Source organism: Pedobacter sp. BG31, from assembly GCF_042464845.1.
Classification (GTDB): Bacteria; Bacteroidota; Bacteroidia; order Sphingobacteriales; family Sphingobacteriaceae; genus Pedobacter; species Pedobacter suwonensis.
Genome location: NZ_JBHNZK010000018.1, coordinates 38025 through 50819, shown reverse-complemented (window position 1 = coordinate 50819; position 12795 = coordinate 38025). Strand labels below are relative to the sequence as shown.

Below are 12795 nucleotides of genomic sequence, written 5' to 3'. Positions count from 1 at the left end.
ACCTTTAAAAAGCCAAAGATGACACCTTATAGGTAAGGAACAAAAACCCTGATTTACAAAAAAAGAAGACATATGAAATTATTTAAAACAGCCTGCTCGTTACTATTATCGGTAGTTGCTATTAATACAGCACAGGCGCAGCAAACCAAACCTACCGACACCCTTGATCAATACCTGAATAAACTGGTGGCCTCGAAAGATTCGGCAGATAAAAACGTTTTAAAAGCCAGATTAGCTGATTTATTGGATGCTAAAACCGAAAAAGAAGTGTTAACTGCTGCCAATTATTATTACCGAATCGGCGATGCTAAAAAATCGGAAGCCATTTACAGCAATATCGTCAACCGTTTTCCATTGGGTACACAGGCCAGAAATGACGCTTCGAAAAACATTTACCTGCTTAAAACCGCAGCAGAAGCTGAAAACGCTTACAAAGCATGGATTAAAAAGTTTCCGTCAACGATGTATGAAAATACCGGGGTCGATGACCGTTTGCCATATGATTATATCAGGGCAGTGGTTGCGGGAAAATTTGCGGCTGAAAAAAACGTAGTAAAAGCTAACGAATACGCCAATATGCTTGAGGTTGATTTCTGGAAAGGCAATGCCTATTCAGGCATTACCGATGCATTCTATAAAAACGGTGATTTAGCCAACGCCGAGATTTTCGCAAAAAAAGCAATGGATAATGCCTTTTCCTATATCGATGGTAAAAAAGGAAATGAGAACTGGGCCAAGTTTTCAGCCTCAGGTTACGCGGGTTTAACCACTACTTATGCTAATATTTTATTTGAGAGAAAAAAATATGCAGAGGCCCTGAAATATTCGGAACTCGCCTATAAAAAATCTACAAGCTTAAATCCCCGATTAAACTATCGTTATGCAAAAATTTTAATGGGCCTGAACAGAAACCAGGAAGCTTACGATAAGCTCGAAGAAGTGGTTAAGGCCGGTAAAGCAAGCCCGGAGATAGCTGCGGATTTTAAAAAGCTTTACGTAAAATTAAAAGGCAACGATGGTGGCTTTGATGCTTATACAGCTGCCATTAGAAAAGCTTATCTGGAAAACCTGAACAAGCAAGTAACCAAAGCTATGGTTAACGAACCTGCTGCACCTTTCTCATTGACTGATTTAAACGGGAAACAGGTGTCGTTGGCCGATTATAAAGGCAAAATTGTAATTCTCGATTTTTGGGCAACCTGGTGCGCTCCATGCAAGGCTTCTTTCCCGGCTATGCAAATGGCAGTGAATAAATATAAAGATGATGAAAACGTGAAATTCCTTTTTATCCATACCTGGGAAAAAGTAGCTGATCCGGTTAAAGATGCGGCTGATTACATAAAAGGCATGAAATATTCATTCGAGGTGTTGATGGATGTTAAAGATGCCCAAACCAAGGTTAACAAAGTGGTAAGCAGTTACAAGGTTAATGGGATCCCAGCTAAATTTGTAATTGATGCGGCTGGAAACATAAGGTTTAAATTAACAGGTTTTGACGGTAGCAACGAAGCTGCTGTTGATGAGCTGAGCATGATGATCGATATGGCGAAATCTAAATCATAATAAACAAAAAAGTAGCCCCTAAAATTCCACTGCCCCCAAAAAGTCAAACACTTTATTGGGGGCATTTTTATGAGCAGAAAAATAAGGTTTTACAAAGTCTATGGCTAAAAGGGCTACAGCTTAGAACAGGAATCTTAATTTTAGCACTAAGCCTTTCTTTTTAATGCCAAAAAAGTAAATGTCCTTACCGCTTATCCCGTAAAGCCTGTTATCAACAATCTTTACCGAAAAGGCCGAGGGCTTTACGCCGGTCAGCCTTTTTAGGGCTTTGCCTATGGTATTCACAAAATAAACATTGTTCTGGTCGGCTGCATAATAAGAGTGGCTTTGGTGAAGATGGTCAGCATCAAAACAGCCAGGCACTGCCTTAAAAGTGTCAATATCCACTTCAGGTACATTCCTGCCCCTAAAAAATAGGCTTTCCTTGTCCCGGGCGACATTCTGCCAGATAATGCTGAAGGTTTTTGTATCAGCTCCTTCCACCATTTCTGCAAGAAAATAAACTTTATCACCTGCCCGCAGATAATACTCATTATATTTTTCTGCCTTGCTGTAATCATATGGCAGGCACGTGTCGAACCAATAATAATGGTTCCCGTCATAACCAATGCCGTCTTCGGCATTGATAACTTTAAATGTTTCAGGCTTTGCTCCATCAATAACAGAAGCGTTGCACATATAGCTGGTGACGTACACCCTATTTTTATCCCTGAAGTAAAAGGTCTTGTCCTCAAAAGCTTCGATCATCTCAAATGAATCGTAATCGATTGTCTTTTTGAGGCTGGTAAATTTTTCCGAATCATGCAGATTAATGCTCCTGTCTACAAGCGTAAAGCCGTGTCCCAGATCTTTCATATGTTGGGCATAAGTTAAGCGCATAAAGGTTAAATTTAAACATAACCGCCCGATTCCAGTTTTATTAAGATAAAAAATTTTAAATAAAACAAATAAAAACTTAGCAACCAGATTTTTAAATCCGAATCAGTACCGATCAGCAGCAGCAGTACTTTCAATGTTTAAAAGCATTTTTACTGCCTATTTAGCCTATCGTTGACGATTTGAAAGCTAAAGGGTTTATAAAATAATACCAAACCCAGGTTAAGTATTTCGCATCAAAAATATCCTGACTGGGAAACTTTGAACGAAAAACCTGACATTTTAATTGATTGAATTTTGTTGCATAAACCATAATCATATGTGAGAGATAACAAATCGACATGCGTTTAGCGAAGGATCCTTTTGTTTTTTTGACCTTGACCTACTCAATACGCTGGGATGATCCCAAACCATGGATCACAGCGGCCTTTCATAGTTTTGGGATCATTCTGGATATATTTTGTCTGGAGATTCTTAAGAAACAACATCCTTATGCCCCTGGGGAAATACGAGCAGCGGGAGTTCGGTAAGCCTGGCCATTTTTTGGCTATGGCTCCCCTTTAGCACCCCGTCGAGAAAATCATGCGGACGATGGATCATGGCGAGGCAATCTATTTGACCGTGTTCAATAAGCCATTCCAGTCCCCCCTCGACATCCTTATTGTATACATTTTTATAATATATTTTATCGTAGTTCATGTCTGTCTTCAGCCGGGCGATAAAGTCATTGATCTTTCCTGTTCTTTCGGGCCCCATCCCATTCTCTACAACATGGACGATAAGCAGCTCTGCATTGAATGCTGATGCCAGCACCGCTAGGGACTGGATGGCCTCAAAGTCCGCTATACTCAAATCGGTTGCGAACGCGATCTTGATAAAGGGACTGAATTTTACAGTTTTTGGTATGAGCATCAGGGGTAGCTGCGCCGCGTCTATCATGTCCCTGGTACTGCTACCCAGAAAAAACCTCCGCATATCTCCGGCACCGGAAAGCCCCATCACGGCAAGATTAACCTCGGTGGTTAGAATAGCTTCCCGCACCAGATCAGAGAGGTCGCCCACTTCTGCTTTTACAGAAACTTTGGGAAAAGCTTTATCGGCAAGACCGTTGGAATCAACGATCAGATGGGCAAAGTCTTTCAGCGCTCTTTTGCTCTGGCTAATGACCGAATCATAATCCATTGGCCAAACCATTCCGCCGGGGATGGGTTGTGAAAGTGGAACGGTAATGGCATTACAAAGCAATAGATTAGCCTTAATCTTTTTTGCAAGTTCGTATGCATAGCGTGAAGCATTTTCAGCAGATTCTGAAAAATCGGTCAAAGCAAGTATTGTTTTCATGATCTGGATATTTATCAGTTTTTCGCCGGCCGGGCAACTGCACAACCACTCGATATGCTTCCAAGTTCAGAATTTTTCTTTTTTCCTGCGATGATAGTTATCATATCTGAATATGTTTTTGATCAGCAGCGCAGATTCAGGATCGATATAGCTCATTACCTTCACAAAGTCTGCTCAACACCCAAACTCTGACTCATTGCTTTTTTCTCATCCAACAAGCAGCATGGTTGATGGGAGTTCCGGACGGACTTAACCCGGGCTTTTTATTTTAATTGCTTATATGTCCTGTTCCTCCATTTGACAAGTTCAAACCAGACGACAGAAACAAATCCCAAGACAATGGAAATCAAGAGTCTGGATAAGTTAAGAGACTGAAATCCAAAAAACGATGCCAGGGGTGGCAAGTAGATCAATGCACCTGAAATGACAACAGTAATACCTATCATGATGGGAACAAGGTTATTCTTGTATCTTATGGTAGTAAAAAGCGAGTAGAAAAAAGAGCGGTTGACCATCGTGAGCGAAATATTTGCGGATATCAGGCAGCTGAATACCATGGTGCGTGTGACGAGCTCATCCGCCCCATCATTAATCGCATACTGATATGCTGCAAGTGTTCCTGCAGTAATGACCAATCCCTGAATGATACTCATGGATAATTCTTTCCAATTAAAGAAGGTTGAAGTCAGCGGTCTGGGTTTCTGCAGCATTGTATTTTTCTCGATCGGCTCATTCTCATAGATGATCGAACAGGTTGGGCCCATAATCAGCTCCAAAAAAATGATATGAACAGGTGAGAAAATATTAGGATAAATCCAGCCCATGGCCAGCGGTATAAACACGGTTAACACAATGGGAATATGGATGGATATAATATACTGTATGGCCTTTTTCAGATTGGTATAAATGCGCCTGCCCATCGCCACCGCATCAACCATCTTGGATAAATCATCCTCAAGCAATATCAATGAAGCGGCCTGCCTGGCAATTTCAGTTCCTTTTTTACCCATAGCAATGCCGATATGCGCAGCTTTCAATGCAGGTCCGTCATTCACCCCGTCACCGGTCATGGCTACTATTTCTTTATTGGCTTTGATTGCATTGATGATCTTTAGCTTGGCCTCAGGAAACATCCGGGTAAAAATATTTACAGATTTGACCTTTTTTCCGAGCTGGGTTAAAGATAGCGGCATCAGTTCATCGCCGCCTATGCAATCTTCAGCACCCCTGAAACCAATCTGCCTTGCGATGGCGCCAGTAGTTTGTGCATTGTCTCCTGTGATAATCTTAACAGCGATACCTGCAGCGTAAAAGGATTCCAGTACATCGTTGATATTTTTCTTGGGTGGATCATAGAAGGCCAGGAGCCCCTTAAATGAGAACTCATATTCCTGCTGGTTTTTCGGAAAATTATCCCCTTCAAAACTTGCCTGTCCTACTGCCAAAACGCGATACCCCTCTTTAGCCAAAGAAAAAATCGCTTCATTGATGTTTTGCTTTTGAAATTCGCTTAGATGACTTACCATCATAAGCGCCTCTGGCGCCCCTTTGGCTGAGATAATCCGCTGGCCATGGGCGTTTTCAAAAAGGTGTGTCATCATAGGGGGCTTCCCTCCCAGCGGATACTCATGAATCATATGGAAGGCATGGCGCTCGTCTTCTGATGAATTTTTAAGGTAGGCATCATGCAGGGCAACATCCATTGGATCGAAGGGTATCGGTTCACTGGCCCACATACCCAATGTTAAGATTTCCTGAGTGGCCGAATCGAAAACATGACCCTCAACATCACAGATTTGATTGGTCTGCAGCGCATATATTTTTGTCAGGCTCATCCTGTTCTCGGTCAGGGTTCCGGTTTTATCGGTACAGATCACTGAGGCACTGCCAAGGGTCTCAACGGTTTTCATTTGTTTGACGATGATCCCCATGTTCATCATGCGCCAGGCACCCAGTGCCATAAAGGTTGTAAATGCTACAGGGATTTCTTCCGGCAAAATGCTCATTGCCAGTGTCAGGGCCTTGATCAGGCTGTCGAGAATATGCGGAAAGCGGAGGTAGTTTATTAACCACACGGCGAGGAATACTATACCGCCAACCATAACCATTTTTTTAACAAAATTGTTTATCTGCAGCTCAAGCGGTGTTTTTTCTTCTTTTATCGACTCCAGGCTTTTCCCGATCCTGCCCAGGCGGGTTTCATTTCCTACAGCCTGTACGGTGGCAATAGCAAGGCCGCTTGCTACGGTGGTTCCGTGAAAGATTAAATTCTCGTCTGAAGAACTGTCTTTATAAACGGCCAGGGATTCGCCGGTAAGTACGCTTTCATTGACAGAGAAATCATTGGAATGAACAATTGCTGCGTCAGCAGTTATTGATTTTCCTTCTTCAACCATCAGGTAATCCCCTATGACAAGGTCTCCTGAGTTTATATCCATCACTACCCCGTTTCTGATCACGCTGCATTTGGGCTGCGAAAAATCCTGTAATTTTTCCAGGGCGTTTCGGCTCCGCGAGTCCTGATAGAGTGAGATGGCAGCAACAACCACTACGGCAAGGGAAAGAAAAATACCGTCACCGGGTTTCCCGGTGAGAAAATAAATCAGGGCAGCGGCCAACAACAAGATCACCATTGGCTCTTTTATAATTTTTTTCAGGGCATCCAGAAAGGCATTTTGCTTTTTATAAGACAAGACATTTGTGCCGTATTTTTCCCGGGAGGCCTTTACCTGAATATCGCTCAAACCGCTAAGCCCAAAAGTATTAATCTTCATTATCGGTGAATTATTTTTACAACGTTTACAACAGTATTTTAATTCAGATAGAAAAAAACCACTAACAGCTTTGCCCCTTACTCTTCTGTTACTCCCGGCTTTGAAGAATATTGAAAAGAGAGCGTTGACGGCGAAGGCATGGGGCTTTTTGTTCCCCTGAACCATTGATATACTTCTGGCGGGGATGCACTTAGCCAGCGCCAGGTTTGATATCCCAAAACCGCTACTGCGTAAAACCAGTTCCGGCATAGCCCGGTGATTTTTCAATCATATTTTCTATTGAAATTTGATTTAGCTTCCTCAGCCAATAATAAAAGGCATCTCATTTCAAATTTATCATTTGGTTAAAATAGAAAGGATGACCTCAATCATTGTAACAGATGATTTTGATATCAAGCGTTTAAGCATCAATTATAAGATCAACAATAGCGGAAATCTGCTTCAGAGTTAAAAAATTAGCCCTTCGCATCTGCAGGTTTGAATAACTTAAACGAAAAAAAGATCCTCAACAGGCCTGAGCTAATGAATAAAAGGGCCATCCAGGAGACAATGTTGATCATGCCCATAAGCGGATGATCAAGAATTAAAAAAGAGAAAATGAGGATGATAAGGCCGGGTAATAGGAAAACAAACCAATGTCGTCCTGAATATGGTGTAGTATTCAATGACCTTCCGATCTCCATAAAACCGTTAAATAACAGCCAGACCCCAATCAAAACAGGTAGAAGGATCATGGTCAGCATGGGAAAATAAAACAGGTAAGCTGCTAATGCAATATCTACGATTGCCCCGCTCAGCAGCCATAACCAACCGGAAACCCTTCTGCGAAATGTAAATGCCAGATATAAATGAAAAAAACCGGATAAACCTAAGCCCATAGCCAATATCAGGCTTAATGAAAAGTATGCCTCTGATGGACTTATGAGTACATAAACACCTATCATAACCATCATTATTCCTGAAATCAACATCATCTGAAGAACTGGCATGATGCCACTTGTAGAATGTACGTTTTTCATAATTTAGAAATTTTAAGTCCCTGGTGCCGAAGAAATATGAATAAGGGAGCTAGGTAGATACTTTAAGTTTTTGCCAAAGTTGAATATTAAAAAAATTCAGAATGGTAGCCACAACAATTACATTGCAAATAAAACTTTTACAGCTTATTATGATTTTACCGGGATTTTCGGAACAAATCTTGAACCGTATACAAAATTACAGCTTCTGTCCGGAACAGCTATGATTCTCGTCACCCAGCGGCATGATACCAGTCAGCATTTGTAGCATTCTTTTTGGCCATATTTATTGTATAAAACAGGAAAATCATGAACAGCAAGAAAAAAGCATCCACAAAGATGATCCTAATGCTTACAGAATTCAGCAACAGGGATAAAAACGCTACAGACGCAGCGCTGAAACTCGCTGTAAAACTTGGGCTGAACCTGATGCTTTTGCACGTTTACCCCGTAACGGGCAACGAGCAATCAAAAAACCAGATGGAGAACGCCAAATACCTGTCAGAGATCGACAGGTATTTTGAAAGTGAAAAGAAGAGGCTGATGCAACTATTACAAATAAATCAGGGAGACGTTTCCCAGCCCATGATCAAAAGCCGTTCGGTTGAGGGTAGTTTGTCTGACAACGTCTGCGGAATACTTGAGAAAGAAGACATCGTGATGATCGTTATGGGGGGACGCCCTGCCAGGGACAATGACTACTTGTTCTGCACAGAAATCGACGAAATACTCTATAAAACAAGTCGTCCGGTGCTCATCATTCCCGAAAAGATGGGCCTGGAGATTTAATTGCCGGTTTTTTGATAACTTTATGATCTATTTGATGACGATAATTGAAGGTAATTTATCCCTTAACTTAACCACCAGCTGTAGGTAAACGTCATTTAAGCACAGATAGAAATGATGCACACCGCTATAAAATCCGTGTTTATGCGTATACATCTGCGGTTGAAAACCTTAACTTAATGACCTTAGGTAAGGCAACGCTTTTACCCCCGGAATTTAGACGATAAAAGAGTAAGCAGCAGCAGTTCACAACTTTTTATGACCGGTCTTACCCTGCTTACACCAATTATCCTATTGATAAGCTGGAACATATGCCAGATTAATATATTACCGAAACGTGCTGATCGTATCATTTTAAAAAAATCACTCGATCCGTTTCCGCTATTTTTTGGTTCTAGCGAGCTGAACCTTTCCGGGAAACATCATTTGTTCCAAAGCAGCATCTCTTTTATAGATGTCAGGATAAGACCTGAAAATACCATCGTCGATCTCACAGGTAAAATAAGTAATCTTGATAGGTACCGGATGGGTTAAAGTAAAATTTCTTCTTTGCATTTTTTGAAGTGCTTCTTTCATTTTCGGTACCTTGCCTTCCGGTCCGTCATATTCTAGGAGTAACCTGGCCAGGCGGTCTGCGTTTTCTACCCGAACACAGCCGTGGCTGAAAGATCTAGACTCTTTTTTGAAAAGTTTTTGTTCTGGTGTGTCATGCAGGTAAATATCAAAACGGTTAGGAAATCGAAAGACAATTTTTCCCAGGGCATTATCACATCCTGGCGACTGCCGAGCAAGGTAAAGGCTTGGGTGTGCAGCTATTGCCTGCAGTTTTTTCCGGGTAATAACCATATAATTACCTTTTAGATCATAAATTCCATAGTGGTTGTTACTCAGGTAATTTGAATCCCTCAATGCTCTAGGCAACAGTTCTTTTGCAAAAATCTTCTGTGGAACTTTCCATTCAGGTGCCGTGGTCATGTAGTTAACCTGGCTTTCAAGCTCCGGTGTCGGGGTGGAAGGTTTTCCTACTACGGTTTTGAAAAGTATGATGCTATCCCCGCGGAACAGTTTTAGTGAATAAGAGGGAATATTGATGTGGATATAATAGTTATCACCCGAATTTATCCAGCGCATCCTTTCCATGTTGATCGCCATTTTCCTGGCGTCACCTTCGGGAAATTCGTAACAATCGTCGATGTACTGTCCTTTTACCAGATGGAGATAATCCTGCAAGAGCCTGTACATCTGCATTCTTGGTTGCGCCGAAACGATCACTCCCATAAAATCCTTAGCATGAAGGGCACCGTTTAAATGTGCCAACGGATCAAAACCGCTCTGCTTTCCCCCTTCCAGAACCTCCGAGGTGTACACGGGATTAAATTTACCATAGTGCAGGTGGTTGACCAGTGTAACGAGCGCATCGGTTAAATAAACATCAAAATTACTCTTGTCCTGAAGATTTGACCGTGCCTGCATGAGTGGCTTTAAAAGATCATAGGTCAGCTTATCGGGGTGAAAATCATCTCTGTTCAATCCAAACTGAAGTACACAGTCCATTAAAAGCATCGATTTGTAAATCTCCGACTTTAAGGTGTCCGGTTTCACCCAGACCACAGAGAATCTCCGGTTTTTATAAAACTGCTCAACCAGTTTTGGATAGTTCAGTTGGGGTGACAGCTTAGAAAGTGCCATTTTAACATAAGTAGAATCAGCCTGGGCTATTTTAGGTTTTGAGTGATTGGTATCCCTTTCCCGTGGCGCGCATGCAGGCACTGAAGCCGAAAAGCCGCATAAAAGTGTACAGGAGATAATTGTTCTCCTTAACAAATCCTTAAGGAAATAAAAGTTCTGAGTTTTCATAATGGACTGTCTTATATGGTAAAGCTCCCAAGAATCCACCTGATAAATAATGATCTGGATCATTACCGCCGCTGATTATCAATACTCAGTTCAAAAGCTTTTACCGCCGCTCAAAGTGCCAGCTAAACGGACGGATTTTTTTACTTTTTGCAGGTGAATTTTTTTGATGCTTTGCAGTTTAATGAACCCTTCAGCTTGTTCAATCTCGTCCGTGATCAGAAAAAGATGGAGGTCAGCTTTGCTTATTGTTCCATTTTTCACTCCTTTCGGCAATATGGCTCAATAAATCTTATACCAGATCAACCCATTGTCCTGATGACAAAAATAAATTCCTTCGCTCTGGAATGCTGGCCTTCCAGAAACTCAATCTCTGATCCATTGCCGACATTTTGGTTAAATGCTGCAAAATGATTCAGGCTATTGTCAGAATAGCCTAAAATCATGGATGTAAGCGTAAAAAGTTTTTTTTAGAAGCGGTATACATTTTTTGAATACCCGATCAGCATTGCTTAATTGCCCGGGATTTTATGACGAGGTATCTTTGGTCGAAATTCTCTACCTGTGCCTATTGGTCCGGATATCAAGGGCCATGTACAAGGGGCAAAACCCGAAAATTCCGGTCCACAACAGAACCCCGGCAATACTTATCAGCGCCAACTCTGTACCTGTACTAAAAATACCAAGGATGTATGCCGGCAATATTGCAATGGCCAGTAGCGTTCTTATCGTCCTATCCAAAAGTCCCATATTTGTTTTCATTTCCATCCTACTTATTTTTTACAAGACACTTTCTTCCATTACTGCAGGAATTTTATCTGCTAACACTGAGCAAATCCAGATCTGGTACTGATTTCAACAAACAATTTGAAAACCCCTGTTCAACTGATCGCTAAATTCACTGAAAATACTTAAAGCTTAAATGAGCCAGGTCATGGTTGATGATGATTGTTAATCGATCAAAAAAAGCGATGCGGAGAACTAAAGGCTTCAGCTAACGCCAATCATTAACACCAATGATCCTAATCAGCCGGACAACTGGCAGGTATTGCTAATTTTAGACGTATACTCAAATTAAGCCAATGCAACATACAGTCAAATCCGAACAGGGTGGTTCAACAGAAAATGGTAGCGGTGTTTACCTTACGTCATTCGGTGCTGCACAGACCGTGACCGGATCAAAACACATCCTTTATACTCCATATGTGGACATTCTCATTGATTGCGGGCTTTTCCAGGGGATCAAGTCATTAAGAACAAAAAACTGGGAAACGCCAGATTTTGAAATTGAACGCATTGGCGCCTTATGCCTTACTCACGCCCATCTGGATCATTGCGGTTATATCCCAAAACTGGTGGGGGCAGGATACAGGGGGAAAATCTACATGACCGCTCCCACCCGGGAACTCACCGAACTTATTTTAAGAGACAGTGCAAAAATCCAGGAAGAAGATGCATGGAAAGCGAACCATTACGGCTATTCAAAACACCATCCTGCAAAGCCGCTATACACGCTGACCGATGTTGAACGCTGCCTGCACCATTTTGTAACGATTGAGCCTGGGGTAGAGATCAATATCGCAAAACAGGTGAGCATGAACTATATGCTATCGGGCCATATCCCCGGGGCATGCTCCATCACATTTACCATATCTGGTAAAAAAGTACTCTTCTCAGGAGATATTGGACGCACGCACTCCGGTTTTTTGGGTGCTCCCCAGCACGGGGCGCCAGCTGATGCCATTATTATGGAATCCACTTATGGAGACAGGCTCCATGGAACGCAATCGGCTGAAAACGAACTGGAAGAAGCCATCAACAGCACCCTTGAAATAGGCGGAAATGTAATGATACCTTGCTTTGCCGTCGGCAGAGCGCAGGAAATCATCAGGATGCTATATCTGCTTAAACAGGCAGGCAAAATCCCACAGTCACTGCCGGTTTATCTGGACAGTCCTATGGCCGCGGCAGCATCCGAAATCTTATTGCGCTACCCGCAGTGGAGTACCTTGACTGAGAATGAGTGCAGGATGATGATGAAAGGTCTTATCATCAATGAGAAACACGAAAACACGATCGGCATCATCAAAAACAAAAAAAGCAAAATAATCATTGCAGGAAGCGGCATGCTCTCGGGTGGCAGGATCCTGGAATACCTAAAACATTATGCCGGAGACAAGCGTAACTGCCTGATACTTTCCGGCTTTCAGGCTGAGGGTACACGCGGGCGGGCACTGCTGGAAAAAACACATGAGATACGCATAGACGGCCAATATTTTCCGGTACGCGCAAGGACGGTTTCACTAAACAACCTTTCCGCACATGCAGATCAGTATGAACTTATCGAATGGCTGGAATTATCATCAAAAAAAGAAACCCAGGTCTATCTGGTGCACGGCGAACCCATGGCCCAGGAATCGCTAAGGGTGAAAATAAGAGCCACTTTAGGGTTTGAGGCCCGGATTAGCAGACAGGGGGAAAAAATCAGGTTATTTAATACACTCAGCCTGAAAAACGAATAAACTATTTAAATAAATACCTGAGGTGATAAAATATGATCAAGTCGAAAATCAGGCCTTAAAAAT

The 12795-nt window shown here is 42.1% G+C and carries 9 protein-coding genes; 3 read left to right on the top strand and 6 right to left on the bottom strand.

Annotated features, from left to right (window positions below):
• Positions 1-72 precede the first annotated feature (72 nt).
• Positions 73-1563, top strand: a complete 1491-nt coding sequence (locus ACFE6N_RS19030; protein ID WP_378939061.1) for a redoxin domain-containing protein — start codon at positions 73-75, stop codon at positions 1561-1563.
• Between the two features lie 120 nt (positions 1564-1683).
• Here ACFE6N_RS19030 and ACFE6N_RS19025 read toward each other — a convergent pair whose 3' ends face one another.
• The 4 genes from ACFE6N_RS19025 to ACFE6N_RS19010 form a co-directional block, all read right to left on the bottom strand.
• Positions 1684-2418, bottom strand: coding sequence for a DKNYY domain-containing protein (locus tag ACFE6N_RS19025; RefSeq protein WP_378939059.1), 735 nt, complete (start codon positions 2416-2418; stop codon positions 1684-1686).
• A 495-nt stretch (positions 2419-2913) separates the two neighbouring features.
• Positions 2914-3780, bottom strand: a complete 867-nt coding sequence (locus ACFE6N_RS19020; RefSeq protein ID WP_378939057.1) for a universal stress protein — start codon at positions 3778-3780, stop codon at positions 2914-2916.
• A gap of 263 nt (positions 3781-4043) precedes the next feature.
• A complete protein-coding gene (locus tag ACFE6N_RS19015) occupies positions 4044-6719 on the bottom strand; it encodes a cation-translocating P-type ATPase (protein ID WP_378939055.1) in 2676 nt (891 codons plus the stop codon).
• Between the two features lie 290 nt (positions 6720-7009).
• Entirely contained in the window at positions 7010-7573 is a 564-nt protein-coding gene (locus ACFE6N_RS19010; RefSeq protein WP_378939053.1) for an HdeD family acid-resistance protein, read from the bottom strand.
• Positions 7574-7879: 306 nt separating this feature from the next.
• On the opposite strand from ACFE6N_RS19010, the gene ACFE6N_RS19005 reads away from it, so the two are divergent.
• The gene (locus tag ACFE6N_RS19005) at positions 7880-8359 is read left to right on the top strand and encodes a universal stress protein (protein ID WP_378939051.1); all 480 of its coding nucleotides are present in this window, start codon (positions 7880-7882) and stop codon (positions 8357-8359) included.
• 378 nt (positions 8360-8737) lie between these two features.
• On the opposite strand, the gene ACFE6N_RS19000 is transcribed toward ACFE6N_RS19005, so the two are convergent.
• Together ACFE6N_RS19000 and ACFE6N_RS18995 are read right to left on the bottom strand one after the other, a co-directional pair.
• Positions 8738-10213 carry a L,D-transpeptidase family protein gene (locus ACFE6N_RS19000; protein WP_378939049.1) on the bottom strand — a complete coding sequence of 492 codons (1476 nt, stop codon included), beginning with the start codon at positions 10211-10213 and terminating at the stop codon, positions 8738-8740.
• Positions 10214-10768: 555 nt separating this feature from the next.
• The gene (locus ACFE6N_RS18995; protein WP_378939047.1) at positions 10769-10978 is read right to left on the bottom strand and encodes a DUF2892 domain-containing protein; all 210 of its coding nucleotides are present in this window, start codon (positions 10976-10978) and stop codon (positions 10769-10771) included.
• A gap of 314 nt (positions 10979-11292) precedes the next feature.
• On the opposite strand from ACFE6N_RS18995, the gene ACFE6N_RS18990 reads away from it, so the two are divergent.
• The gene (locus tag ACFE6N_RS18990) at positions 11293-12732 is read left to right on the top strand and encodes an MBL fold metallo-hydrolase RNA specificity domain-containing protein (RefSeq protein ID WP_378939045.1); all 1440 of its coding nucleotides are present in this window, start codon (positions 11293-11295) and stop codon (positions 12730-12732) included.
• The last annotated feature ends 63 nt before the right edge of the window (positions 12733-12795 follow it).